The sequence below is a fragment of the Aquidulcibacter sp. genome (assembly GCF_049239865.1).
GTDB lineage: Bacteria > Pseudomonadota > Alphaproteobacteria > Caulobacterales > Aquidulcibacteraceae > Aquidulcibacter.
In genome coordinates, this window is record NZ_JBMLTR010000191.1 from 17,696 (window position 1) to 42,244 (window position 24,549).

The window sequence follows — 24,549 nt, forward strand, 5'->3', positions numbered from 1 at the left end:
TCGTGCATCTTCTTTAATCATAAAACATCAAAAAATGACTAATAAGCGTGCGAACACTTATGTTGGTGCACGGATGCTTGCGCCGAGATGGAGTCCGGCATCCACGAGCAAGGTTTCACCGGTGATGTGTCGTGAAGCGGAGGAACAAAAGAAGGCAACCGTGTCGGCAATATCGTCCGGACCCGACGCAACTTGCAGAGGCACTTGTTTCTTCACGTTTTCTCGGATTTTCGCGGTGGTGTCTTCACCGAATGCATCCGTGAACCAGCGCGTATCAATAAAGCCAGGACAGACAGCATTGACCCGAATCGCTGGGGCTAAACCCCGTGCCAAAGATTTAGTCATCGTATTCAGGGCACCCTTGGTCGCGGCATAGGCAACCGAGGATCCAATCCCGATGACGCCTGCAATGGAGGAGATCATCACCACTGAGCTCGCATTTTGGGTTTTCGCATAAGCAGCGAGCAATAAGGGCTTTGCCGCCCGCACCATCATAAACGGGCCGACCGTATTGACGTTATAAAGATGTAGGAAGTCCTCGGCCTCTAAGGCGTCCATATCACCATGATTGGGTGCGTGTTTGGTTGTGCCAGCATTATTGACCAGAATGTCCACCTGGCCCCAGTCCTCTGCGGCTGCCGCGATCTTGCGACAATCTTCATCCATGGCGACATTGCCTCGCACAACGCGCACATCCTTTGCGCCAGCCGCCAAGCAGGCTTGCGCGGTCGCTTCACATTCGGCTTGGCTTTTGGAGTAATTCAGGATGATGCGTGCGCCTGAAGCAGATAGCTTTAACGCGGTGGATGCGCCTAGCCCAGTTGCAGACCCGGTAATGATCGCGACTTTGTCTTCAAAACTAGCCATGGTCTAAAATCCTTTTGCTTCGGCAAGGGCGGCCCGATACTCAGTTTCAAGCCGATCAATGAGGTCTTTGACTGGCAAAGTGTCGTGGATCGCCCCGACGCCTTGCCCCGCCGACCAGATGGTCGACCAAGCTTTGCCCGCATTGAGTTCTTCGCCCATATCGACATGGGTCTTGGGCTCCATGGTGACGGGGTCGAGACCATTTTGCAGAAGCGATGGGATCAGGAAATTGGCCGGGATACCGCTGATCTTAGGCGTATAGACAATGTCGGCCGCTTCGCTGTCCTCGATCATCTGCTTATAATTGTCTTGGCCGCGGCTCTCATTGGTCGCGATAAAACGCGTGCCCATATAGGCCAAGTCCGCGCCTAACATGCGGGCGGTGGCAACATGGCGACCCGTCGACATCACGCCCGAAAGTGCGATGCAGGTATCTGGAAAAGCGGTGCGCAATTCTGTGACCAGCGCAAAAGGTGACAACGTGCCTGCATGGCCACCGGCCCCGGCACAGACTGGGATCAGGCCATCAACGCCCGCCTCCATCGCTTTTTCCGCATGCTTCATATTCGTCACATCGTGGAAGACGAGGCCGCCGCCGTCATGAATGGCCTGCACCACATCCTTCACGGCCCCAAGCGAGGTGATCGCGAGTGGAATTTTCTTGTCGCTGGAGATTTTGACGTCCGCAGCCAAGCGTGGATTTGTCTTGTGCACAATGAGGTTCACGCCAAAGGGCGCATCTTGCGGGGTCAAGGCGGCTTGGATGAGATCGAGCCACTCGGCATAGCCTTCACTCGTGCGTTGGTTGAGCGCGGGAAATGTCCCCAAGATACCGGCCTTACAGCAGGCTGTGACCAATTCCGGGCCAGATACCAGAAACATGGGTGCCGCAACGATGGGCAGGCGCAAGCGCCCCTGAAATGCAGTTGGTAAGGCCATAGGCAATGCTCCCCAAAATTGTTTTTGCTTGGAGAAAGTCTTGGCCAAGCCATTGGGCAAGGTCAAGCCTGAATCCGGGTAGAACCTCTGACTTGTCTAAGGCTTAGCCTTTTGGGCTTGTGCCGCCTTATCTTCTTCCGCGGTGGGAATAATGCCCTTGCCGTTGCGGGCGCGGTCCAGTTTGTCCAATTCCTTCAGCATGTCCGCGTTCGTTGCACTCTCTAAGAAGCGGTTGGCTATATCGGTCAATTGTCCGACGGGCAGAGTGGCCTTCACATTGAGCTTGATCGGCACGCCGGACAGGACTTGCGGATTGGCCCCGACCAGAACCACCCCCAAAGTCAGGTCGCCGGTGATGCGACCGTCGACGGTGATCACATCAATCTCATACTCGATCCCGGCCAGAGCTTGGGCCGCGATTTCCGCGGGCGTGGGTTGCTTGGGGGCAAACCATCTTTGGTACCAAGGCAATTTCTTGGCTGGCGATTTGGGGTCAGAGCCCGGCACAGGGCCCGTGTAGCGGATTTTGCCGCCACCATCACGGGCCTGAAGCTTACCGCCAACAATCTCGACACTGCCGTTGCGAACTTCAATCGGGAAAACGCCTGAGACTTTGCCGTCAATCTGCAGGTTCGGGATCTTCGTTAGGCCAAGGAATTTCGCGAGGTCGACATCTTCCACATCGACCGCGAAGGATTGGTCTCCATCGCGGAATGTCCAACTTGCCGGACGGACAGACAATTTGCCGTCGGCAAATGGCCAACTGGCGTCGGTCAATTGAAGTGTATTGTCCCCCGGCAAGGCGAACACCACATTGACATCTTGGATTGGCAGGCCCGGGTCAAATTGGGCGACTGTAAAGCCCTGCTGCCCGGCGGAGCGCACTTTTAACAAGTCGTCGAGCGAAAATTCACCCGTCAAATTCGTCACAGGGCCAAGCATTGTCAGGAAGTCGAGATTGGCGGTCGACAGTTTAGCGTCTGATACAGTCGTCTGATTTGGGCCCCAAGCCATGGAGGCTGAGCCTGAGACATCGCCAGCCACGTCCAAGATCACGCCTTGCAGGGCAGGTACAATATCGTCGGCATCCAAGGGGCGGCGATTCTCTTGCTCAACGCCAGCCGCATTCTTCGGAATTTGGCCGAAAGAAATGGCCTCAGATAATGCATCGAGGCGGCCGAGACCTGTTTGCGCATTGTGGTTCAAGATCGCGCGCGCCAAAAAGGTGCCAGAGTCAGCCAAGCTGATGTCGCTTTGAATGTCGATTTGGCTGCCATTAATGGTGCCTTCCCCGGTGAGGGACAGCATGCCAAAGCGGGCAGGGCGTTCAACCTGCTCGCCGTTCGCGTCCGGCGTCGGGAAATAAGTTGGCGCATCCCGCACCAAAAGGTTTTCAAACGCGAGACTGCCGACAATTCCGGTGCGTCGCGCTTGTAAGTCGGCGGTCGCGATTCCAGAAATCTGAACAGGCAGACCCTTGGCGCGCAATCCAGCCAATTGCCCGCGTAATGTCATGCCGCCGGGGTCAGGCGTGAGGCGTAAGCTGGAATCCTGCGCATTGAGCTCTGCAAAGCCGCCGTCGGGCAGTTTGAATGTATAGCCAAGCTCTTTGGACGTCAGGTCCAATTGCCAGCCGCCCGTCGGTGAGGGTCTGAAGTCGCCACGGACCGCGCCAAGCCGCAGCGATCTGCCATCCTCCATCGCGCCCAGCCGCAGCTCAAGCGGTTCAAAGCGGGCATCTGCGTAGATAATAGGGTTGCCGCCCGTCAGGCTGGCAAAGCGGCCTAACCGGTCGGGGCAGAAGCTTGTTTTGACGGGGCCGACGCTGGCGTCACCTGGAAAGCGCCCTTGTTGAGCAGAAACCGCCAAACAACTGTCTCCCCGGATCAGCATGCCCAAACCATCGTCGGACGGAACAGCCTGAACGGGACCCCTTATCTGCAAGCCCTCCAAAAAGCTCTCGCCAGACGTAAGCGAAACGGCGGTGGCGTTGAGATCGCTATAAGCCTGCCAAAGCGGCGCTTGGCCGGCTCCAGAGCGGAAGCGAATGGGCAAGTCTGCTCGGACACCATCGACGTGGCTGTCGTCATACGCCAAAGTCTCAGCCACGAGGGCAACAGTCGCATTGCCTTCAACTGCTTGGCCATCGCCACGGGCCGTGATCGGGATGGAGACGACGCCGGCACGTATCCCAAACGATTGGGCTGTCAGGCGCTCCACGGAGCCAGTAAAGGTTAGATTGGCATCCCAATTTGCAAGATCGGCAATGGTCGGCGCTTTTGCACCCGAATTGATGCGTGCGACATTGGGTAAAGTGCCCACTCTGGCGCGACCTTTTAGCCGACCTGTCAGATCAATCACATTCAACTCGGGGGAGCGGAACCCGGCAGAGCCCACTTGGCCGTCCAAGTCGACCGTCCAGATCGATTGGCTGCGGGTTGCTTTGGCGTCCAAGGCGATGCGCCCCTGACGCGCGCCAGGGCCATTCTTGCCAAAGCCCTCCACCGGACCCGAAAGGGAAGCGGTCAGATTTTGCCCGTCACCGCGCACTTGCCCCGTAAGCCTCGCCCGCCCGGCTCCAAGGCCGAGGCCTGCAGCACCCGCTTTGGCGGCGACCTCAAGTGTTCCACGTCCAGCGCCAACTGGAACCCCGCCCGCTTTAGCGGCCAAAGAGAGGTCTGCCACTTGGCCTGAAACCAGAAAGCCTGAGCCATTGCCCGGTAACGGAACATTCTTGAGGCTGAGGTTGCGGGCAGCCACGGTCCAGCCAGCTGGGTTCCAGCTAAAATCTTCCAATCGGCCTTGGCCTTTGCCAGAATTGGGCGCTTGGATGGCGATATCGCCAGCGCCAAAAGCTTCTAAAGGCGCTGCTTCCGCTTTGGTTAGGTCAAAGCGGATCAACGGTGGCCTTTTGCCGTCAGGGATAAGGCGCAGCTTTGGGCCAGAGCGCAGCGCGAGGTCGACGGCTTCCTGCAAGCGCACTTCCGCCTGTTTAGGTCCATAGACAAAGGCGAGGCCCGCTTTTCCAGAAACCGGATCTGGCACTTGGGCCGTGGGCCCAACCAAGTTCGTCCAAGCGAGGAGGGTTTGGCCCTCCCAAATCGCGTCTGGGGCTTGGCGTAGATCTTTCAAGACCGCCTGAGCAAAGCCTGAAATCTCGGCGCTGTCGGCCTGCCATCCCAAAGAAGGGGCCGTCAAAAGTTTAGCGCCACTGCCCTTCACGTCGAGACGGGTGAGACCTGTTTTCGTGCGGGCCGTCGAAAAGTCCACGCCAACCGTGTAAAACATGCCTTGAGGTGCCTGCACGGACTTGGCCTCAAACCGGCCGATCAGCGCGCCAAAGCCCGTCTCCGACCAAGGCCGACTGCCTGAGACCTGATGCTGCCACTGTCCGGTGCCACCGCGTAGAGTGGGGGATTGTATCGTCAAAGTCGGGATGCGGGCCTTTTGAGCCTTGAGGGCAATTGCCCGCGTTTCCACCCGCGTCCCGCCCTTGCCGTCGAGAACCACGAGCGCTTGTGCCACCCCCGCGAGGCGGTCAAGCTGGACGTCGCCCAAGCGATAGCTTTGACCGTCGGGCTGCAGGGCTACGCCAATTTGAGTTTGACCCTGCTGGCTTGCCGCATCCCTTTGCCCAGGCAGCAAGGCGAGCCCTAAGGCCAGCGGGCGGTCTGATGACTGGACCGAAACGCGTTTGGGCGGGGTAACCAGCACCTGTGCGCGCCACCCCTGCTGATCGCCGCCCGTGGCATGAATGCGCGCCGACCCTCGGCCCAATGGGCTATCAAAGCTCAGGTGGGTGTCGCGTAGCACCACATCGGCCAATCGTACTTGGCTCGGTTTGTCAGATGGGATCAAGAAAGGCTTGAGCGCGCCAAAGTCCAACTCGCCATTCTTGGTCATGCCAATATGGAGCTTGGCACCTTGCGCCTCTAGTCGGTCGATTACCAAACGGCCGCTGGTAACATCGACATGCCAACTCAAAGTCGCCGTCGGCAGAAACAGCGTCGGGTCGCTGGCTGGACCCAAACGCAGATCTCGGATCGTTGCCTCATTCACTGACAATTTTGTGAAAGAAATTCCGCCTTCGATTCCACGCTCATGCAAAAGGGACTGTACGCCTGATTCCGCAAGATCGGTCCGCCAGATCCAACCCAAACTCGCGGCTGAGGCGAGTCCTAAGATTCCCAAGCCCCAAAGGCGCGAAGTTCCACGGAGATAAGTTTTACGACTCAATTGGTTAACTTTGTTAACACTTAGAGTCTCGTTCTCAGAATCAAGGTCATCATGAGGCGGGACTCGGTCATTCATACAAGCTGTATACCTTGCTCTGGCCGGTTTCTCGACCCCCTAATCATAGGCACTCGAACCTGTACCAAACTGCGATCAAAAGTGACCAAAAAGAGGCAATTGCAGGTACGAAAATTGACGCTGACTGAGGGGAGGGGTTGCTCTGTGCTGAAACTTGTGTATTTCAAGCAACACAATAAGAAAAAAAACTGCCAAAGTATGGTTAAACGGGGCGGGATTTACACCCGAACTTAATCTGTGAAGGGTACCTTTCGTACTCGTAACGGCTAAAGGGGTTAGCTTTTGAGACACACGACCAATCGTCGCGCTGCCTTCAATCTCGCACTCAAGCTCAGCTTGGGATGTGCGATCGGCTTCATCGCCTCCGCTGGAAATATCCACACTGCTATCGCTCAGAACGCCAATCTTGAGCATATGGCTTTTGCCGCAGGCACTGGTCAGTCCGACCGTCAAACGATCTCGATCCGGGCTGGTGAAACACTCGAGCAAGCCCTCATCCGTGCTGGTGCGATGCGCGACGATGTCGCCAGCGCAGTCCGCTCTTTGGCACGCAGCCTTGATCCGCGCGATGTACGCCGCGATGACAAGGTCACTGTCTTCATGCAGCCAGGCGCCAATGGCAATCGTTTGGCCGGGTTCAATCTTGCTAGCGGGGCAGAACGTTCTGTCACTGTAACGCGCGGCATCGACAATGTGTTCCGTGCCCGTGAAATGACCACCAATATGCAGCGCAAAACTTTGCGTATCGCTGGTGTGATTGGGCAAAACGGTTTGGTTAATGCGGTGCGCGAGCTTGGCGCACCAGACCGGGCCGCTGATTCGATTGCTCAAGCCTTTGCTTACGACGTCGACTTCGAACGTGAAGTGGCACCAGGCACAGAGTTTGAGTTGATGTATGACCGTGTGTCGGATTTGCGTGGGCAAGTGGTGCGTGAGGGTGAACCCGTCTTCGCGCGCATGACGACTGCGGGTGGTCGTACCATCCAATTATATCGCTTTCAGGCTCCAGGTTCTGCGTCATCGGATTGGTTTGATGCGGCTGGGCGCTCAGCACGTAAGTTCTTGATGCGGACGCCCATCAACGGTGCCCGTCTAACTTCTGGCTATGGCAGCCGCGTTCACCCTGTTTTGGGCTATACCAAAATGCATGAGGGGATCGACTTCGGTGCGCCAATCGGAACCCCGATTCTGGCTGCTGGTGATGGTGTTGTCACCCGCGCTAGCGTCATGGGTGGTTATGGCAATGTCGTGGACATCGCCCATGATAGCACATGGTCGACCCGTTATGGTCACATCTCCCGCTTTGCCCCTGGTTTGCGTCCCGGTGACCGGGTGAAGCAAGGCGATGTGATTGCATTCGTCGGCAATACCGGCCGCTCAACGGGTCCACACTTGCATTATGAAGTTCGCCGCAATGGCCAAGCTATCAATCCACTAGGCGTCGGTGTGCCAACTGGTCAGGCGCTGCCTGCTGATCAAATGGCGCGCTTTAATGCCTTCCGTGCCCGGATCGACTCCATGCGCCGCGATGCGATTGGATCGACCTCGATTGCCCAGACGGGCTCTGGCACAACGCGAATCACAAACTAAAAAATCTCCGTGTTAAGCACTTCAATCACGCCCCGGGTCACTCTGGGGCGTTTTTTTGTGTTATAACATGAACCGCTGTGCTTAGAAGAATTCATGGGGGGTTCACATCGGTATAGTCATGCTATGACTGTCTTACGGGATAAGCCCGTGCTGATAAGGAAGATCCCATGCGTCACAGTCTTCTTGCGCTAAGCGTTGTTGGGTTGGTTGGCATTGCCGGCTGCACACCCACGATCCGCCTGCAAGTGCCCGACAAGCCGATCGAGATCAATCTGAATATCAATATGAAGATTGAACAGAATGTGCGGGTAAAACTGGAGCGTGAGCTCGACAAAGCAGCACAAGCCAATCCTGGCATATTCTAAGCCCCTGATACAGGCGCGCCACAAGACAGGTTGCGCTTTAGGAGAGTGATGGACATGAAACGCAAAATTTTCACGGCTATTCTGTTTGCAGGCGCGTTAATCGCGACTTCCGCCGTGGCAATCGATAACAATGGCCCTGTCGATAAAGCCTTGGCTGCTGGCGTAATTGGTGAGCAAGCCGACGGTTATTTGGGCTTTGTTCGCCCGCCCACGGCTGCCCAGGCAGACCTCCAACGTCGGATCAACGAAATCAATATTCGCCGCCGAGGTGTCTTTAATGACGCTGCACAGGTCAATGGCGAAACCGAAGATCGCGTGGCCTTATTGTCGGCGCTGCGTCAGATCACCAAAATCCCGAATGGGGAGTATTTTCAGGACACGACGAAGACGTGGTGCATGAAATCCCCTGACTCCCAAGTGATGCAGACAGCAGATGACATCGTGGTCATTCGCTGTGCGCCAGCCAAGAAGCCCAATTAAGTCCTTGACTGACGACTTGCCCACTGAAGCACCAAAGGCGGCACGCGAGCGCCTGTCTGGCGGGGCTTGGCTCATCATTGTGTTCTTGGTCTTGCTGTTGATTGCCAGCTTGGCAGGATTTGTCTCCGTCTTCTTGGTCGGGCGGTTCCCTGTGATCTCCATGCATGGCTGGATCGCGATGGGGCTGGGGACCGTCCTGTCACTTGCGCTGGGCTTTGGTTTGATGTGGTTGAGCTTCTATTCCTCGCGCCACGGCTATGACGACCGCGCTGATCCGGGTCGCAAGCGGCCTGAGTCGCATTGAAGGGTGTGGAGGCCCAGATTAGGGCCTTGCACAGGCGCTATAAACTAGGCCAATCTGACACCTTGCGTCGCCCCAATGAGAAGGCGGCCAGTCAGGGAGTTCCATATGTCAGCCGACACCAGTTTTGAAACGATAACGCTAGAGATTGCAGACAAGGTCGCTGTGATCACTCTCAACCGTCCCGACAAAATGAATGCGTTTACCGGTCAGATGATGCTCGACATGGTGGCCGCCTTCGATTTGACCGACGCCAATGACGATGTCGGCGCGGTTATTGTGACGGGGGCAGGACGTGCCTTTTGCGCCGGGGCCGACCTGTCGGCTGGGGCCAAAACATTTGACTATGACAATCGCTCAGATCGCCCTGACAAGGCCGGACTTGTTGATCTGGAGCGTATCCGCGACAGCGGTGGCCGCATGACCTTGCGCATGTTTGAAAGCCTGAAGCCGGTCATCGGCGCGATCAACGGGGCGGGCGTCGGCATTGGTGCCACGATGCAATTGCCGATGGATATCCGCATTGCGTCAACGGCGGCGCGCTTTGGCTTTGTCTTTGCCCGCCGCGGCATTGTGCCAGAAGCCTGTTCCAGCTGGTTCCTGCCGCGGCTGGTCGGCATTTCTCAGGCTCTCGACTGGTGCATGTCAGGGCGCGTATTTGGGGCGGAAGAAGCACTCGCGGCTGGATTGGTGAAGTCGCTGCATGCGCCAGAAGACCTTTTGCCAGCGGCGCAGGCCATCGCACGCGAAATTGTCGACAACACAGCACCTGTGTCCGTTGCGCTCACCCGTCAAATGATGTGGCGCATGTTGGGGGCGGACCATCCGATGCAAGCGCACAAGATCGATAGCCGCGGTGTGTATGCGCGTGGACAAACGATTGATGCCCGCGAGGGTGTCATGAGCTTCCTTGAAAAGAGACCTCCGGCTTACGCTAACAAGGTTTCAACAGACATGCCCGACTTCTTTCCTTGGTGGGATGACGTTCCATTTAAGTGAAGACGCGCACTACTTTGAACAGAGGGTGTAAACTGGATTTTAATGTTCCTCGGCCAATTTGCAGGGCATCGTGAGGACAAAATGGCCGACGGAACCCTCTCAGAGTTCGAGATAGACAGCTTCGAAATCGAAGAAGGGGGTCAAACCAAGACGCGCGCGATGTTGACGCGCCGTCTACAAGATGTCGTTGGTCTGCCCGGTTCCCGCATTACGCCGCAAGAACGCCATATCGCAGCCGATTTGCTGATTGAGGTTCTGCGTGAGAGCGACTTAGGAGCCCGAGTTCGCTGTGCAGAGCGTATGGCATTATTGGTCGATACCCCGGCCATTCTTCTACGTTTCTTGGCCAAGGATGCCCTCCAAGTCGCGATCCCGCTGTTGGAGGTCTGCGAAGGCTTTAATGACTCAGACCTTATTGCGACCGCGCTGTCCCCCTCAGCCACCACTGCACACCGGGTGATGATTGCCAAGCGCAAGGTCGTTTCAGAAGCCGTGACTGATGTTTTGGTCAATATGGGCGAAGTTGAGGTAATTCAGGCGCTTTTACGCAATGAGGGCAGTACATTTGCCCATCCCGCGATCGAGCAGGCTACCGCGATGTCCAAGCAGGAGCACAGCCTAGTGCCCTTCTTGGTTAAGCGTCCTGAACTTAAGCCCTCACAAGGGCTAACAATGTTCTGGTGGGGGGATGCGGAAGATCGCCGGCGCATTCTGCAGCGTTTCGCGGTTGAGCGCCTCACGCTTTTGGAAGCAGCTCAAGACATATTTGCGCGGGCAGCAGCCGATGGCTGGCGCGACCCCTTGGTGCGCAAGACCCTTCAGTTCATTGAGCGTCGCCAGCGCAATCGGGATGCCGCGGCTCGTAGTCCGTACGGCAGTCTTGAGGGGGCTATTGAAGCCCTCGACCACCAGTTACCTTCGCGTGAGCTCTTTGTTGAAATTTCCTTCCTCGCCGGCATCAAGCCGATGTGCGGGGCGCAAATCTTGTCGGACGGCGGCGGCGAATCAATCGCTGTTTTGTGCAAGGCGACTGGTTTGAAACGGAAACATTTCCGGCAATTGTGGCGTGGACTGCGTCGCCCAATGGCCGATGACCACGATTTGACCGACCCCTGGGGCCGCTCTGTGCTCGTTTATGATACAATTTCAACCAATAAAGCACAAACTGTGCTGCGTTACTGGAATTGGGCGCTGACATCGGCAATGTCACCAACCTTGGCGGCCAAGCTCGAAGAAGGCGACGAAGAATTACTATATTCCGTTGCGGCACGCTCTTCAAACCTAGTGTTTGGAAACACCCCCTAAGGTTACCTTAGTTGTCGATACCCGTCGGTATCGAAAATGCGCCCATTTTCCAAATAAAATTCGAAAACGATTTTTTCCACTGTATGGGGATTTTTAAACATGAACGAATTGTAATAACAATCTGTTAGGCGTAACCAAATAGTACTTTGAGTATAGAATATTCAATTAGAAACGTTTGCATGAGCTTTTTTAAAATAGCGTACAAATTTTTGGGTTATCAATTAAATCAGTCTTGATCTACCGTGGGTATCCGCGCAAAAAGTATGGTTTGAGTGCTTGCATTTACATCGGTATGATGAAACAAATCAGCCCCAGTGGTTTTCTCAGTTCAACGAGAAAATAAATGCCTAAAACCATAATGTGGTGCTGCATCTGATCTAAATGCGCTCCACACTGGTCTAGGCCTATGTAAGGTTAGTCTTTGGAGGCGCTGGTCTCTAATTTCTGGGGAACTAAGTAATGTCGGAAAACACGGATGCCAGTTTGATCGAGATGACGGTTGAAATCGTTGCGGCCTATGTGGCCGGCAATGAGCTTCCTTCATCGGAATTGCCTGGTTTGATCTCGACGGTCTATGCGTCGTTAAAGAATACCCATGAAGGTGCGCCCGTTGTGGAGTCCAAGGAATTGGTTCCTGCCGTGCCTGCCAAAAAGTCCGTCTTCCCGGACCATATTGTCTGCTTGGAAGATGGCAAGAAGTTCAAGTCGCTGAAGCGCCACTTGCGTTCTTCCTATGATATGTCTCCTGACGACTATCGCGCCAAATGGGGTCTGCCTGCAGATTATCCGATGGTTGCGCCAAATTATGCGGCAGCGCGCTCTGAGTTGGCCAAGAAAATTGGCTTAGGACGCGGTCGCCGTTAACTATTAAGAGATCGTTTCGCTAGCGAAACAAGTATTCGCAGTGAAAAGATGAAAATATTCTCTTGCTATACATAAAGACTCTTGCGCGATTCGGTGCAAATCACTGATACTAATCTCAACAGGGGGTTAATATTGGTGTCAATGTTCCGAGCTCAATTGCTGCTGGAAGAACAGCGTCGTTTATTCGACGTCTGGAACAGCGCAGCTGGCTGCTCGGCGATGCCGACGCGTGAGAGTTTTCAACCCCGTGCCTTTGGCCCACTTTTGCCGTTCATCTCATTGATCGAGACCAAGGCATTGGAAGGCCCGCGCGTGCGCGTTGCTGGCAGTGCGCTCCGCGATGTCTTTGGCGATGACCCGCGCCTGTGTTTGGTGCAGTCAGAGCTTCCTGGTTCTGCCGAGACGATCCAACGGGTTGTGCGCGAGCGGAAGCCATCGTGTGGCGTTGCGCCCGCTGAGGTCGGTGTGCATGGTCATTCCGTCCGCTTTTGGATGCGCCTGCCGCTCGGACGCGATGAAGACGTGGAAGCCGTGATCGGCCTCGATATCTCGCTATCGGGCGCGCGTGCGCCAAACTGGGCACTTCAGCGGATGTTGACGGCTTAGTTCCCGGTCCCTTTGGCGGCCTTAAAGTAAGACAGTCCGGTCCAGATCGACATCAAAGCTCCCAAGACCAGAATAGCAAATCCAGCGTAGCCCAATTCAGACATGCCGCTCGCAAGCCCTGCGAGCAGCACGCCCATTCCCCCCATAATCACGGCAGTCTTTGATTTCGCGGCAAAGGTCGGGGACAAGGAGATGCCCTTCGAACTGGCTTGCGCGCGTAACCGCGTCACAAGGCTGTCGCGCACCGGAATGGCCAGCAGGAAGAAGAGCCCAGCCGCTATCCCTAAAGGATCTGCCAAAGCGCCAGTAATCAGATCACTTTGTGGATTATTCTGCATGATCCAGCCCGCCCACAAGGCCAGCAAGGTAATCCCTACCAGAATTTTGTCGCCCCAAAGGTCCAGCTTACCGCCCAATTCGCTCTTGGCGTCGAGCTTTCGTGCGAGATAGCCGTCCAGCCAGTCGGTCAGAGCTGAAAACACAAACAATCCAAATGCCCACTCAAGCTCACGGTTCGCTAAACCTTTGGCGAGTCCTACCCAGATCAAATAGCCAATCAGAGGCGCAAGAGCCAATCTGCTGATCGAGACGGCATTGGGGAGCCACTTCATCCTTAGGTCCTTTGAAAATAAGCTTGGATTCGAGCTGCCAGCTCTTCATTGACGCCTGGCACTTCCATCAGTTCAGTCGCACTCGCCCGCGCAACGCCGCGTGCAGAGCCAAAACGCGCCAAAATGGCTTTCTTGCGCATCGGGCCCACGCCGGCAATCTCGTCGAGCGGATTTTTCGAAATGGCGATGGAGCGCTTCTGGCGATGTGCGCCAATGGCAAAGCGGTGGGCCTCATCGCGCAATCGCTGCAGATAATAGAGCACAGGATCTTTGGGTTCTAAGCGGAAGGGTGCGCGGCCCGGCACATGAAAATATTCGCGCCCCGCATCACGGTCCACGCCCTTGGCAATGGAAATCAGCGTGATGTCCTCTTCCAGCCCCAATTCCTTCGCGACGTCCATAACGACGGCCAATTGCTGCTCGCCGCCGTCTATCAACACAATGTCTGGCCAAGCTGTGTCTTGTTGCCGGTTTTTGCGACCGCTCTCGTCGATCAAATTGCCTTCCATATCCACACTGGGGGGAAGATCTTCGGGCTCGGGCTGCACCAAGCGGGCAAAGCGGCGGGTGAAGACTTCGCGCATCATAGCAAAATCATCGCCGCCCTTGGCATCTTTTATGGTCCATTTCCGATATTGGCTTTTCTCAAATCCATCAGGCCCCGCCACAATCATGGCACCAACGGCATGGCTGCCTTGGATGTGGGAATTGTCATAGACCTCAATCCGCTGCGGGGTGGCCGCCAAGCCAAACACATCGGCGACTCCATCGAGCAATTTCGTCTGGGTGCTGCTTTCGGCCATTTTGCGCGCCAGTGCTTCGCGGGCATTGGAGGTCGCATGGGCGACCGTATCGCGCTTCTCACCGCGTTGGGGACAGCGTATCTCAACCTTGGCATCCATCCGCAGGCTCAAGGCCTCGGCCAACAAAGCTTCCTCGGGCAGAGCATGGCTGGTCAGGATCAGGCTTGGCGCGGGCTTGTCGTCATAAAATTGCGCCATGAAGGCATCGAGGATTTCAGGCTCTGTGGCCTCCTTCTCGTGCTTGGGAAAATAGGCGCGATTGCCCCAGTTTTGCCCGGCTCGGAAAAAGAAGACTTGGATACAACTCATCCCGCCATTTAAGGCCAAGCCAAACACATCGGCTTCTTGGAAGCTTTGTGGGTTGATCCCCTGAACAGCCCGAATGCTGGCAAGTGCTTTGATGCGGTCACGCAAGCGGGCTGCGCGTTCGAAATCTAAGGTCTCGGCGGCTTCATGCATATCATCGGCGAGGCGCGTTTGCAGATCGACGGACTTGCCGCGTAAGAATGCCGTCGCCTCATCGACCAATTCGCCATAATCGTCTTTGCTGATCAAGCCGACGCAGGGGGCCGAACAGCGCTTGATCTGGTGCAACATGCAAGGCCGCGAGCGCCCGTCATAGACGCTGTCGGTGCACGAGCGCAGGAGAAACGCCTTCTGCAAGGTCGTTAGACTGGCATTGACCGCCCAAGCGCTGGCGAAAGGGCCGAAATAATCGACATTCTTGGCGCGCGCGCCGCGATGCTTGGAAATTTGCGGTGCCGCATGATCGCGACGGATGGCGATATAGGGAAACGACTTATCGTCCCGCATCAGGATGTTAAAGCGGGGTCTAAGGCGCTTGATCAGATTGGCTTCTAAGAGCAGCGCCTCTGTCTCGGTCGCCGTCACCACAAATTCCATCGCGCGCGTCAGATCAATCATGCGCGCGATACGATTGGAATGGCCGAGACCTCGGGCATAAGAGGTCACGCGATTCTTCAAATTCTTTGCCTTGCCGACATAGAGGACTTCGCCATCGACCCCAATCATCCGGTAGACCCCGGGCTTGCCCGGCAAACGCCGCAAATGATCGCGGATCACCTCAACCCCCAGCAGCACACCCTTCACCGGCGTGGCTTCACCCGGCAGGTCGGCTAGATCGGGCAGAGGGGTTGAATCGGCCTTAGACATGGTCTGACTGAGGTGCACGCGACAGCGCCAGAAGGCAAGGCCCCTTCGCCTTAGGGCTTTGCGCTCGGGGCAGGCGCTGCTGCTGCGGGCGGCGATGCTGGGGCCGTAAAGGTCACGGGCACAACACTCATGCCCAATTTGGCCGACGCTGCCACCAGTTCGCGACTATAGGAAACATAAATAATCGACTGATTAGGCACGTCGACAATCCGGCGCAAAGCGATGCTTTTGAAGAACAGGCTGGATCCTTTGGAGAAGACTTCCGAATTCTTCGGCAAGGTCGCCAACGTAGTCGCGTCGATTGGGCTGGTCTGGTGGCAATCTATGGCGGTGTTGGACGGGTTCTCAAACCAATTGCCCTTGCCCAGACGGTCAAGCAGGCTGCGGTCGAACGAGCCAAAATAGCAGGTAACTTGTGGCAATTGCGGATCGCGCAGCGCCGTCACCTTAATCTCATTGCCAGTCAAATCATTGGTGAAGCCGCCGACTTGATCGTCTTTCGCGCCACAGGCAGCGGCCAAGAGTGGGAGGCTAAGCGCCAGCGCGAGCCCGATGAGGCGAGTTTTTGGGCGTTCTTGTGGCATGTCCTGCTCCTTTACGGGCCGTCAGGGACGGCAATCTCTGTTTATCTATGTGGGGACGCCTAGGTCACTTGTCATCGGCTTATGGGCTAGCTGGCTGCGGCTTTAGCGCCTCTGGGATTATTTGGCTGCTATCAGCCCACGCGTCGCATGATTTTCCCTTGCTTTGCTGCTTCTCTCGTTGAATACCTGCATCAAACGCCCAAAGAGGCGGCACATAATCCCTTCAGGGAGAGGAAACATCAATGCCATTTCCAGCCATGTCGGTTGCTCAAGCTCATGCCATTCTCACGGGGCCAGGTGGTCCTTTAGAGATCGAAACCAAGACCATTCGCGGTCAAGATGTTCGCGTTTACAAAGTCGGCCCACAAAATCTGCGGGATATTTTCGAAATTGGCCGCTCGCATGGTGAACTTGAGTTTTTGGTTTATGGCCATGAGCGGATTACCTATCGCGCCCACGCCAATGCGGCCGCGAAACTCGCCCATATTTTGAAGGACACTTATGGCGTCAAAAAGGGTGACCGGGTTGCGCTGGTGATGCGCAATCTGCCCGAATGGCCGGTGGTGTTTTGGGCCAGCGTCATCATTGGCGCGATGATTTGCCCGTTAAACGCATGGTGGACTGCAGACGAGCTGGAATATGGCTTGCGCGATTCTGGTTCGGTTCTGGCGATTGTGGATGTGGAGCGCGCCGACCGGATTGCAGAAAAGCTGCCGAATATCCCGAACCTAAAGGCCCTGATCGTGGCGCGTGGCGGCGATGATAAGCCCGCTGGCGCGATCGCACTGGAAGATTTGATCGGCGAGTCTGTTTCTTGGGCGAGCCTGCCAGAGACAGCACCCCCCGATGTTGACCTCGACCCCGAAGACCTCTGCACCCTGTTTTATACCTCCGGCACAACCGGTGCACCAAAAGGCGCTTATGGCACGCACCGCAATGTCATCACCAATCTAATGAATATGATGGTCAATACGGCCCGCCAATTCTTGCGTCGGGGCGAGACACCGCCCGCACCCGATCCAACTCTGCCCAAGAAGGCGACTTTGTTGGCCATTCCGTTCTTTCATGTCACGGGCTGTCATGCCGTGCTGGTGCCCTCGGTGGCGCAAGGTGTGAAGATCGTCATGATGCACCGCTGGGATGCGCTCAAAGGGATTGAGTTGATCGAGCGGGAAAAAATCAACAGCTTTGGCGGCGTGCCGGCCATTGCGTGGCAAGTAATTGAACACCCTCAATTGAAGGAGTTTGATACGTCCACGGTGGAGAGCGTTTCTTACGGCGGGGCGCCTTCCTCGGCAGAATTGGTGCGCAAAATCGTGGAGACCTTCCCGAAAGTGTCGCCCGGTCAAGGCTATGGCCTGACCGAGACTTCTGCCGCCGTCACCAATATTGGCTCAGAAGATTATGAGTTGCGGCCGCTGTCGTGTGGTCCTGCCCATCCGATCAATGATGTGCGCGTTGTCGATGCCAATGGCCAAGACGTGCCCCTCGGCGAAGTGGGTGAATTGTGGATTCGCGGCCCCAATGTCATCGTTGGCTATTGGAATAAGCCTGAGGCGACCGAAGCGGCCTTTGGTGGTGGCTGGTTTAAATCGGGCGATTTGGTCAAAATGGACGAAGAAGGCTTCATCTTCATCGTCGACCGCGCCAAGGACATGATCATTCGCGGTGGCGAGAATGTCTATTGCTCGGAAATCGAAGACATTCTCTATAAGCACCCCGACATTTCCGACGCGGCCATCATCGGCGTGCCCCATAAGGTCCTCGGCGAAGAAGTGGGGGCGGTCGTGACGGTGCCGCCGGGTTCGACCTTGACGGCCGAAGAGCTGAAACGCTGGGTCGGGGCTTCACTCGCCAGCTTCAAAGTCCCCGCGCATGTGCGCATCATGAACGAGCCTTTGTTGCGCAATGCCAATGGCAAAATCCTGAAGCGGGAGCTGAAAGCTTTGTTTGAATAGGGGCAGGGGATGACAGATCGCGGTCGTGTTTTGGGTTTGGGCGGGGTCTTTATCAAAAGCCCCGACCCGGATCGGTTGAAGGCTTGGTACCGCGATGTGTTGGGTTTCGCGCTGGATGATTATGGCGTGAATTTCTCACTTGCAGGTCAAGATGGCTACCAGCTTTGGAGTCCGTTTAAGGCTGATACCGACTACTTTGCGCCTTCCACGCGGGATGTGATGCTCAACTTCCGGGTGGATGACCTCGACGCACTCCTCGTCAGGATATTGGCTGCGGGTGGCCAGATGCTGGGCGATGTGCAAGAAGAGCCCTATGGCAAGTTCGCTTGGCTGGTCGATCCCGATGGTACCAAGATTGAATTGTGGCAACAGACCGGTGACTCTGGGTGACAACTGACGCGCGCCATGCAATCCGAGGGATGACAGGTGCCATTTTCGGCCCTATCTGCGCAGCATGACTGAGATCAGCCTCGCCACTCATCCCTTGGTGCGCAATCGCGATGCGCAAGCTGTGCTTGTCGCCCTCAACGCGGCAAAGGCGGACTGCGCCCGCTTGGTTGGCGGGTGCGTGCGCGATGCGGTTTTGGGCAAGCTGGCGCATGATATTGATATTGCGACCCAGTTAGAGCCCGAGGCGGTGATGGCGGCGCTGAAAGCGGCTGGCATCAAAGTGGTGCCCACAGGCTTGGCCCATGGCACAGTTACCGCTATTCCCGCTGGCAAGCCAGTGGAGGTGACGACTCTGCGCAGGGATGTGGCCACCGATGGCCGCTACGCCGAAGTTGTCTTTACCGGCGATTGGCTGGCCGATGCCCAGCGCCGCGACCTGACCATGAATGCGCTGTATTGCGACGCGCAGGGCCGCGTCTTTGATCCCGTTGGCACAGGGATTGACGATGCCAAGGCTGGCCATGTCTGCTTTGTGGGCGATGCCGAGATACGCGTCACCGAAGATTATCTGCGCATCTTGCGTTTCTTCCGCTTCCACGCCTTTTACGGCAAAGGCGTGCCAGACCCGGTCGCTCTGGCAGCTTGCACGAAACATCGTGAGGGCATGGCAAAATTGTCGGTGGAACGGGTTTGGATGGAAGTGAAGCGCCTGCTCGCGGCACCTGATCCGCGCACAGTTCTAGCCGCCATGGCCGAAACGGGCGTTTTGGCTACCATTTTACCCGAAGCAACGGACCTCAAAGCCCTCCACTATTTGGTCGAGATCGAAACCAGTCTGTTCCTAGACCCAGAGCCGCTGCAGCGCTTGATGGCGCTTCTGCCACGCGATCCAACGCGGGTTGCAGGCTTGGTCAGCCGCCTCAAATTGTCGAGCGCGGAAGGTGAACGCTTATTGGCTTGGGCCAGTGATCAGACGGGCATCCAATCCTATTTGTCGGCCCGCGAGGTTCGCCGCGCGCTCTATTGGATGGGGACAGCCCTTTATCTCGACCGCGTGCGGTTAGCGTGGGCGCATGATCCTGAGCCCAGACGCACGAGCCAATGGCGCGCGATGATTGCCTTGTCGAGCGGCTTTGTCGCGCCACGCTTTCCAGTGACGGGGGAGCAAGTGCTGGCAGCTGGCGCGCGTCCTGGACCTGCAGTCGGCAACATCTTGCGCGAGCTCGAACGTTGGTGGGTCGAAAATGACTTTACCGAGGATGAGATGGGCTTGGTTGAGCGTTTGAAAGCTTTGGTGCAAGCGCTCGGCTGAAGCTCAGCGGGCCAGACGGGCTTCCAAACCGGTTTTGACCTTTGGCCATTCGTCTCGCAGGATGGAAAACCAAGCGGTGTCGCGCCACTGACCGTCCGGCAACAAGAGATGTCGACGGAAAATGCCTTCAAACGAAGCGCCTAGCTTCAAGATCGCGGCGCGAGATCGGCTGTTGCGTGCATCCGTCTTCAGTTCCACCCGCTCGGCACCGCAGGCAAAGGCGTTTTCCAAGAGGACGAGCTTGCAAGTGGGGTTAACTTGCGTGCCGTGGACATCAGCCACATACCAAGTTCCGCCAATCTCAACGCCCTTATGTTCAGGCCGGATCGCGAGGTAACAGGTTTGGCCGACAATCCGCCCGTCGCCCGCCTTGACGGTGTGGAAAAGCCATCGACCGGCAGCTTGCTCTTGCAGCATCCAATCAAAGTTCTGATCCCACTTATCTGCGGCCATATCGCGCGGCCAATAGCGGAAAAGAGCAGGGTCAGACGCGGCTGCGCGCAATGCTTCCCGGTCCGCTTCGACCAAAGGGGTCAAGGAGACGTCGTGTCGGTGCGCTGTAACGGGGAAAAGTTTCATGCCTTGCTGTTTATGCCGCAGTTTTATCCGCTTCAAGTCTCATGCTTTCGATTGCCCTCCCGCCAGCACGGGGCTAGGTTGCTCGGAAGGTAGAAGAACACGAAACAGGGAGCACGACATGATTTTCGAACATTCAGACGTAACCAAGCATTGGATTGGCCGGGTTGAAGCCTTTATGGAGGAACATATCATTCCTGCCATTCCGGTTTATCAGCAACAAGATGCTGAGGGTGAGCGTTGGAAGGTCATCCAAGTCGTCGAAGACCTCAAAGTCAAAGCAAAGGCTGCTGGCCTCTGGAACATGTTCATGCCGCCAAGCCATGGCGCTGCCCATGTCGACGATACGTTTGAGTTTGAAGGCCCCGGCCTATCGAACGTCACCTATTCGGCCATTGCAGAGATTTTGGGCCGCGTTGGCTTTGCGTCTGAAGTATTCAATTGCTCGGCACCTGACACCGGCAATATGGAAGTTCTGATGCGCTATGGCACGTTGGAGCAAAAGGAAAAGTGGCTGCGGCCTTTGATGAACGGCCAAATCCGTTCGGCCTTCTTGATGACCGAACCAGCCGTTGCCTCGTCTGACGCGACCAATATCCAAACGTCTATCGTCCGCGATGGCGACGAATATGTTATCAATGGCACAAAGTGGTGGAGTTCTGGCGTCGGTGACCCACGCTGCAAAGTCGCCATCGTGATGGGCAAGACCGACCCCAGCGCGAAGTCCTACACCCAGCAAAGCCAGATCTTGATGCCTTTGGATGCAAAGGGCGTGACCTTGGTGCGTCCGCTGCATGTGTTTGGCTATGATGATGCGCCCCACGGCCACTTTGAAGTGAAGATGGAAAATGTGCGGGTGCCGGCTGAAAACTTGATCTTGCGCGAAGGTGCAGGCTTTGAGATCGCCCAAGGCCGCTTGGGCCCAGGCCGCATCCACCATTGCATGCGCACCATTGGCGTCGCTGAAATGGCGCTGGAAAAGATGTGTCAGCGCCTCACCACACGCGTCGCTTTTGGCAAGACGGTTGCCGAGCATTCAATCTGGGAGCAACGTATTGCGCGCGCCCGCATTGATATCGAAATGACCCGTCTCCTCTGCCTCAAGGCAGCTTATATGATGGATACGGTCGGCAATAAGGTTGCTCGCGCTGAGATCGCCATGATCAAGGTGCAAGCGCCTAACATGGCCCTTCAGATCATTGATGATGCGATCCAAGCCCATGGCGGCGGCGGTGTCAGCCAAGACTTCGGCTTGGCTTCGGCCTATGCCCATCAGCGCACGCTGCGTTTGGCAGATGGTCCCGATGAAGTGCATAACCGCACGATTGCACGCCTTGAATTGGGCCGTCATGCGGGCGGTGCTATGAAGGCCAAGGCAGAAGCGGAAGCGGCTTTGCACGTGCCCGGCATTCGCTAAGCGCTTCAGTAAAACCAGATAAAGATAGGCCCGGACGTCGCCGTCCGGGCCTTTTTTGTTTCAGGGACGAATGAATTAGTTACGGAATAAAGAGAGCGCGGCCTGACCGGAACTATTGGCAATAGACAGCGCCTGAATGCCTAGTTGTTGCTTGACTTGCAGAGATTGAAGTCTTGCACTTTCCTTGCTCAAATCAGCGTCGGTAATGGCCCCGATCCCGATGTTAAGCGCATCCTGCAGTTTGCTGACAAAGTCTCGGTGAACTTCAAAGCGCTTCGCGCCTGCACCCCATGTCGCCAATTGTGTGCCGACATTGGTGATCGAGGCGTTGACCAAGGTCAGTGCGGCGGTGGCGTTTGCCACGCTGCTTACGTCGGACGTCCCCGTAACTGTTACCACCGCACCGCCCAAGCTCATGTTAGCTCCGGCAACCGTAATGCTGTTGGCCCCAGCCGCATCACCCAGCGAGATCGCCGAAGCTGGCGTTGCACCGACCATATTGGTGCCATCAAAGGACGCATTGGCAATAATATTGGTGATTTGGTCGCGCAGCTGAATAAAGTCTGCGTTGAGTGCGCCCTGTGAAGCCGTTGAAAGGCCCGGCTGGGTTGCGGCCAAAGCCTTGCCCTTCATTTCATTGAGCAATTCCATGATGGCTTCGGTAGCGGCAATGGCTGTATCAAGAATGGCCCCAGCGCGCTCATTGGACTCGCGCACGCGGTCATAGGCGGTGACGTCGGAAGTCATTTTGTTGGCGATCGTCCAAACAGCGCCATTGTCGATGGCGGAGGCAACTTTCTTGCCGGTTGAGATCGCCTTTTGGGTGGTTTGCATGTCAGAATTCGTGCTGCGTAGATTCTGAATGGCCGCCATGGCCCCGATATTGGTATTTACGCTGATCATTGTGATCCCCTTGCATTTTGCAGATTGGGCAACATTTTGTCGCCCGCGTCCTTTTGACCAGGCCAAGTTACCCATGGGTTATGAATCAGAAGTTACCAAGAAGAATAAAATGCAGACATTCATATTAACATCATCAAGCCATTGTTTTTGATTTGATTTAAGTGGGATTTTGGTTTCTGATGTCGTCGCTTGGCCACCTGTTTCAAACAGAAAAAGGCCCGGACGTTACCGTCCGGGCCAAGGTTTCGAATGGGATTTTTCTTTTTAAATCTCTTCTCTTAGCGGAAGAGTGAAAGCGCGGACTGGGCAGAACTATTGGCAATCGACAATGCCTGGATGCCCAGCTGTTGTTTGACTTGCAAGGATTGCAGTTTCGCACTTTCCTTGCTGAGGTCAGCGTCGGTGATCGCCCCGATCCCGGTGTCGAGGGCATCGGACAACTTGGAAACAAAGTCACGATGCACATCCAAGCGCTTGGCACCTGCACCCCAAGTCGCCAATTGCGTGCCGAGGTTGGTAATGGACGTGTTGACAAGACCCAAGGCAGTTGACGCGTTTGCCGCTGTATCGGCCGCTGAGGTTGCCGTGACCGTAATGGTCGTGCTCCCCAAGGCCAAACTCACCCCTGCAACGGTGATATTGTTGGTGCCATTCGCATCACCCAAGGAAATGGCGGATGCGGGTGTTGCGGCGACCATATTTGCCCCGTCGAAGGAAGCGTTTGCAACCACGTTTGTGATTTGATCGCGCAATTGGGCAAAGTCTGCGGCTAGTGCCGCTTGAGATCCTGCCGACAAGCCTGCTTGAGAAGCAGCCAAGGCCTTGCCCTTCATTTCATTGAGCAATTCCATGATGGCCTCGCCAGCTGCGATGCCGGTATCGAGGATTGCCCCGGCGCGCTCATTGGATTCCCGAACGCGGTCATAGGCTTTGACGTCGGAGGTCATTTTATTGGCAATGGTCCAAATGGCCCCATTGTCCTTCGCTGACGCAACCTTTTTGCCCGTTGAGATCGCATTCTGTGTGGATTGCAGATCGCGATTGGTTGAGGACAGATTCTGAATGGCCGCCATAGCCCCGATATTTGTATTGACGCTGATCATTTTGATCCCTTTGCTTTTTGCATTTGGGCGACTTTTTGCCGCCGTGTCTTTGTGACAAGAATAACATTACCAGCGGGTTATGAATCGTACGTTACCAAAAGTAACAAAATACATATCTATCTGTATTTATTTTTTATTTCGAATTTCGAAAATGAAATCGGCCAGCAAGAAGCTTACTGGCCAACCCATGGTTTTTAATTTGAAAGTGACTTCAATTATGGGAAGAGCGACAGCGCTGATCTTGTTGTTGCATTTGCCACTGCAAAAGCTTGTGTCGCGAGTTGTTCGCGCGTTTGGGCAGCCTTTAGTTTGGCACTCTCGGCCGTGAGGTCCGCATCATTGAGGGATGAGAACTTCGTGTCCAGAGCCATTTGAATTTTGCTCGTCAGCTCGCGATGGGTTTCCAACCGCTTGGCGCCAGCTGCCCATGTGGCCATCTGATTGCCGAGTGTGGTGATGGTTGAGTTCACGAGTCCCAGAGCAACAGTCGCGTTGTTTGGGCCTGTTAAATGGGAAAAAGCCGTGATCTGCATAATTGGGGTGCCATAAGAGAGGTCCGCCCCAGCAATTGTGATGCTGTTATTACCATCGGCATCGCCCAGCGCTATGGCACTTGCAGGGTTGGGGCCAACCATATTGCTTCCTTCGAATTGCGCATTTGCAACCACCAGCCCAATTTGTTGACGCAGAGCGAGGTAATCAGCAGCTAAAGCGGCCTGAACCGAAGCGGAATTGGTTGTCTGGGTCCCCGCCAAGGCCTTCGACTTCATTTGGTCGAGTAAGTCCATGATGGCGGCACCTGCCGCCATCGCCGTATCCAACATGGCTGATGCACGATCAGTCGACTCGCGAACGCGATTATAGGCCGAAACATCGCTGGAGGTTTGCTTGGCTAAAACCCAACTAGACGCGGCACCTTGAACAGATGAGACTTTGCTGCCAGTTGCGATTGCGGCTTGGGACTTTGCCATCGACTGCCCCACTACGCGCAGATCTTGGATGGCAGCCATCGCACCCTTATTGGTATTGACCGTGACCATTGTGATCCCCTTGCATTTTGCATTCTTGGCGGCTGGTTCGCCGCTTGCGTCA

General features: G+C 55.9%; 22 protein-coding genes. 12 read left to right on the top strand and 10 right to left on the bottom strand.

The features are described from left to right. Window positions 1-57 precede the first annotated feature (57 nt). The 3 genes from ACOVRA_RS13455 to ACOVRA_RS13465 all read right to left on the bottom strand — a co-directional run bounded on the left by ACOVRA_RS13455 (window position 58) and on the right by ACOVRA_RS13465 (window position 5,865). The gene (locus tag ACOVRA_RS13455; RefSeq protein WP_421720747.1) at window positions 58-867 is read right to left on the bottom strand and encodes an SDR family NAD(P)-dependent oxidoreductase; all 810 of its coding nucleotides are present in this window, start codon (window positions 865-867) and stop codon (window positions 58-60) included. 3 nt (window positions 868-870) lie between these two features. Further along, window positions 871-1,806 (bottom strand): NAD(P)H-dependent flavin oxidoreductase, encoded by a 936-nt coding sequence (locus tag ACOVRA_RS13460; protein WP_421720748.1) that lies wholly within the window; start codon window positions 1,804-1,806, stop codon window positions 871-873. Between the two features lie 96 nt (window positions 1,807-1,902). Further along, window positions 1,903-5,865, bottom strand: a complete 3,963-nt coding sequence (locus tag ACOVRA_RS13465) for an intermembrane phospholipid transport protein YdbH family protein (RefSeq protein ID WP_421720805.1) — start codon at window positions 5,863-5,865, stop codon at window positions 1,903-1,905. Window positions 5,866-6,399: 534 nt separating this feature from the next. Between ACOVRA_RS13465 and ACOVRA_RS13470 the strand changes: the two genes are divergently transcribed. The 8 genes from ACOVRA_RS13470 (at window position 6,400) to ACOVRA_RS13505 (ending at window position 12,627) form a co-directional block, all read left to right on the top strand. Next, the gene (locus ACOVRA_RS13470) at window positions 6,400-7,707 is read left to right on the top strand and encodes a M23 family metallopeptidase (RefSeq protein ID WP_290807205.1); all 1,308 of its coding nucleotides are present in this window, start codon (window positions 6,400-6,402) and stop codon (window positions 7,705-7,707) included. A gap of 167 nt (window positions 7,708-7,874) precedes the next feature. Next, the gene (locus ACOVRA_RS13475; protein WP_290807203.1) at window positions 7,875-8,072 is read left to right on the top strand and encodes a YnbE family lipoprotein; all 198 of its coding nucleotides are present in this window, start codon (window positions 7,875-7,877) and stop codon (window positions 8,070-8,072) included. 54 nt (window positions 8,073-8,126) lie between these two features. Continuing rightward, the gene (locus ACOVRA_RS13480; RefSeq protein WP_421720749.1) at window positions 8,127-8,552 is read left to right on the top strand and encodes a YdbL family protein; all 426 of its coding nucleotides are present in this window, start codon (window positions 8,127-8,129) and stop codon (window positions 8,550-8,552) included. 4 nt (window positions 8,553-8,556) lie between these two features. Further along, window positions 8,557-8,856, top strand: coding sequence for a hypothetical protein (locus ACOVRA_RS13485; protein WP_421720750.1), 300 nt, complete (start codon window positions 8,557-8,559; stop codon window positions 8,854-8,856). A 105-nt stretch (window positions 8,857-8,961) separates the two neighbouring features. Further along, window positions 8,962-9,852 (top strand): crotonase/enoyl-CoA hydratase family protein, encoded by an 891-nt coding sequence (locus ACOVRA_RS13490; protein ID WP_421720751.1) that lies wholly within the window; start codon window positions 8,962-8,964, stop codon window positions 9,850-9,852. Window positions 9,853-9,933: 81 nt separating this feature from the next. Next, on the top strand, window positions 9,934-11,157 hold the full coding sequence (locus tag ACOVRA_RS13495; protein WP_421720752.1) for a DUF2336 domain-containing protein: 1,224 nt from the start codon (window positions 9,934-9,936) through the stop codon (window positions 11,155-11,157). A 459-nt stretch (window positions 11,158-11,616) separates the two neighbouring features. After that, a complete protein-coding gene (locus ACOVRA_RS13500; RefSeq protein WP_290807194.1) occupies window positions 11,617-12,021 on the top strand; it encodes a MucR family transcriptional regulator in 405 nt (134 codons plus the stop codon). Between the two features lie 141 nt (window positions 12,022-12,162). Further along, complete coding sequence (locus ACOVRA_RS13505) at window positions 12,163-12,627, top strand: PAS domain-containing protein (RefSeq protein WP_421720806.1); 465 nt, start codon at window positions 12,163-12,165, stop codon at window positions 12,625-12,627. Here the strand turns inward: ACOVRA_RS13505 and ACOVRA_RS13510 are convergent. Genes ACOVRA_RS13510 through ACOVRA_RS13520 form a run of 3 tightly spaced genes read right to left on the bottom strand, consistent with a single transcriptional unit; the run spans window position 12,624 to window position 15,798 of the window. Continuing rightward, window positions 12,624-13,238: a CDP-alcohol phosphatidyltransferase family protein gene (locus ACOVRA_RS13510; RefSeq protein ID WP_421720753.1), complete on the bottom strand. Its 615-nt coding sequence runs from the start codon at window positions 13,236-13,238 to the stop codon at window positions 12,624-12,626. The two genes, ACOVRA_RS13505 and ACOVRA_RS13510, sit on opposite strands and share 4 nt — an antisense overlap. A 2-nt stretch (window positions 13,239-13,240) precedes the next feature. Next, window positions 13,241-15,214 carry an excinuclease ABC subunit UvrC gene (gene uvrC, locus ACOVRA_RS13515; protein ID WP_421720807.1) on the bottom strand — a complete coding sequence of 658 codons (1,974 nt, stop codon included), beginning with the start codon at window positions 15,212-15,214 and terminating at the stop codon, window positions 13,241-13,243. Between the two features lie 50 nt (window positions 15,215-15,264). Continuing rightward, entirely contained in the window at window positions 15,265-15,798 is a 534-nt protein-coding gene (locus tag ACOVRA_RS13520) for a CreA family protein (protein WP_298227876.1), read from the bottom strand. 242 nt (window positions 15,799-16,040) lie between these two features. On the opposite strand from ACOVRA_RS13520, the gene ACOVRA_RS13525 reads away from it, so the two are divergent. The 3 genes from ACOVRA_RS13525 (at window position 16,041) to ACOVRA_RS13535 (ending at window position 19,458) form a co-directional block, all read left to right on the top strand. Then, window positions 16,041-17,756, top strand: a complete 1,716-nt coding sequence (locus ACOVRA_RS13525) for a class I adenylate-forming enzyme family protein (RefSeq protein ID WP_421720754.1) — start codon at window positions 16,041-16,043, stop codon at window positions 17,754-17,756. A 9-nt stretch (window positions 17,757-17,765) separates the two neighbouring features. After that, the gene (locus ACOVRA_RS13530) at window positions 17,766-18,146 is read left to right on the top strand and encodes a VOC family protein (RefSeq protein WP_421720755.1); all 381 of its coding nucleotides are present in this window, start codon (window positions 17,766-17,768) and stop codon (window positions 18,144-18,146) included. A 64-nt stretch (window positions 18,147-18,210) separates the two neighbouring features. Beyond that, the gene (locus ACOVRA_RS13535) at window positions 18,211-19,458 is read left to right on the top strand and encodes a CCA tRNA nucleotidyltransferase (RefSeq protein ID WP_421720756.1); all 1,248 of its coding nucleotides are present in this window, start codon (window positions 18,211-18,213) and stop codon (window positions 19,456-19,458) included. 3 nt (window positions 19,459-19,461) lie between these two features. Here the strand turns inward: ACOVRA_RS13535 and ACOVRA_RS13540 are convergent, their stop codons facing one another. Next, window positions 19,462-20,037 (bottom strand): GNAT family N-acetyltransferase, encoded by a 576-nt coding sequence (locus ACOVRA_RS13540; protein WP_421720757.1) that lies wholly within the window; start codon window positions 20,035-20,037, stop codon window positions 19,462-19,464. A 118-nt stretch (window positions 20,038-20,155) separates the two neighbouring features. Here ACOVRA_RS13540 and ACOVRA_RS13545 point away from each other — a divergent pair, with 118 nt between their 5' ends. Then, the gene (locus ACOVRA_RS13545) at window positions 20,156-21,451 is read left to right on the top strand and encodes an acyl-CoA dehydrogenase family protein (protein WP_290804057.1); all 1,296 of its coding nucleotides are present in this window, start codon (window positions 20,156-20,158) and stop codon (window positions 21,449-21,451) included. A gap of 75 nt (window positions 21,452-21,526) precedes the next feature. Here ACOVRA_RS13545 and ACOVRA_RS13550 read toward each other — a convergent pair whose 3' ends face one another. The 3 genes from ACOVRA_RS13550 to ACOVRA_RS13560 form a co-directional block, all read right to left on the bottom strand. Beyond that, complete coding sequence (locus ACOVRA_RS13550; RefSeq protein WP_421720758.1) at window positions 21,527-22,354, bottom strand: flagellin; 828 nt, start codon at window positions 22,352-22,354, stop codon at window positions 21,527-21,529. 278 nt (window positions 22,355-22,632) lie between these two features. Next, the gene (locus tag ACOVRA_RS13555) at window positions 22,633-23,457 is read right to left on the bottom strand and encodes a flagellin (protein ID WP_421720759.1); all 825 of its coding nucleotides are present in this window, start codon (window positions 23,455-23,457) and stop codon (window positions 22,633-22,635) included. A gap of 215 nt (window positions 23,458-23,672) precedes the next feature. Continuing rightward, window positions 23,673-24,497, bottom strand: coding sequence for a flagellin (locus ACOVRA_RS13560; protein ID WP_421720760.1), 825 nt, complete (start codon window positions 24,495-24,497; stop codon window positions 23,673-23,675). Window positions 24,498-24,549 lie beyond the last annotated feature (52 nt).

What these genes read in the sequence shown, in the direction of transcription:
- ACOVRA_RS13455 (WP_421720747.1), bottom strand. Translation starts at nt 867, where the DNA reads ATGGCTAGTTTTGAAGACAAAGTCGCGATCATTACCGGGTCTGCAACT.
- ACOVRA_RS13460 (WP_421720748.1), bottom strand. Translation starts at nt 1,806, where the DNA reads ATGGCCTTACCAACTGCATTTCAGGGGCGCTTGCGCCTGCCCATCGTT.
- ACOVRA_RS13475 (WP_290807203.1), top strand. Translation starts at nt 7,875, where the DNA reads ATGCGTCACAGTCTTCTTGCGCTAAGCGTTGTTGGGTTGGTTGGCATT.
- ACOVRA_RS13480 (WP_421720749.1), top strand. Translation starts at nt 8,127, where the DNA reads ATGAAACGCAAAATTTTCACGGCTATTCTGTTTGCAGGCGCGTTAATC.
- ACOVRA_RS13490 (WP_421720751.1), top strand. Translation starts at nt 8,962, where the DNA reads ATGTCAGCCGACACCAGTTTTGAAACGATAACGCTAGAGATTGCAGAC.
- ACOVRA_RS13495 (WP_421720752.1), top strand. Translation starts at nt 9,934, where the DNA reads ATGGCCGACGGAACCCTCTCAGAGTTCGAGATAGACAGCTTCGAAATC.
- ACOVRA_RS13500 (WP_290807194.1), top strand. Translation starts at nt 11,617, where the DNA reads ATGTCGGAAAACACGGATGCCAGTTTGATCGAGATGACGGTTGAAATC.
- ACOVRA_RS13505 (WP_421720806.1), top strand. Translation starts at nt 12,163, where the DNA reads ATGTTCCGAGCTCAATTGCTGCTGGAAGAACAGCGTCGTTTATTCGAC.
- ACOVRA_RS13510 (WP_421720753.1), bottom strand. Translation starts at nt 13,238, where the DNA reads ATGAAGTGGCTCCCCAATGCCGTCTCGATCAGCAGATTGGCTCTTGCG.
- uvrC (WP_421720807.1), bottom strand. Translation starts at nt 15,214, where the DNA reads ATGTCTAAGGCCGATTCAACCCCTCTGCCCGATCTAGCCGACCTGCCG.
- ACOVRA_RS13520 (WP_298227876.1), bottom strand. Translation starts at nt 15,798, where the DNA reads ATGCCACAAGAACGCCCAAAAACTCGCCTCATCGGGCTCGCGCTGGCG.
- ACOVRA_RS13525 (WP_421720754.1), top strand. Translation starts at nt 16,041, where the DNA reads ATGCCATTTCCAGCCATGTCGGTTGCTCAAGCTCATGCCATTCTCACG.
- ACOVRA_RS13530 (WP_421720755.1), top strand. Translation starts at nt 17,766, where the DNA reads ATGACAGATCGCGGTCGTGTTTTGGGTTTGGGCGGGGTCTTTATCAAA.
- ACOVRA_RS13535 (WP_421720756.1), top strand. Translation starts at nt 18,211, where the DNA reads ATGACTGAGATCAGCCTCGCCACTCATCCCTTGGTGCGCAATCGCGAT.
- ACOVRA_RS13540 (WP_421720757.1), bottom strand. Translation starts at nt 20,037, where the DNA reads ATGAAACTTTTCCCCGTTACAGCGCACCGACACGACGTCTCCTTGACC.
- ACOVRA_RS13545 (WP_290804057.1), top strand. Translation starts at nt 20,156, where the DNA reads ATGATTTTCGAACATTCAGACGTAACCAAGCATTGGATTGGCCGGGTT.
- ACOVRA_RS13550 (WP_421720758.1), bottom strand. Translation starts at nt 22,354, where the DNA reads ATGATCAGCGTAAATACCAATATCGGGGCCATGGCGGCCATTCAGAAT.
- ACOVRA_RS13555 (WP_421720759.1), bottom strand. Translation starts at nt 23,457, where the DNA reads ATGATCAGCGTCAATACAAATATCGGGGCTATGGCGGCCATTCAGAAT.
- ACOVRA_RS13560 (WP_421720760.1), bottom strand. Translation starts at nt 24,497, where the DNA reads ATGGTCACGGTCAATACCAATAAGGGTGCGATGGCTGCCATCCAAGAT.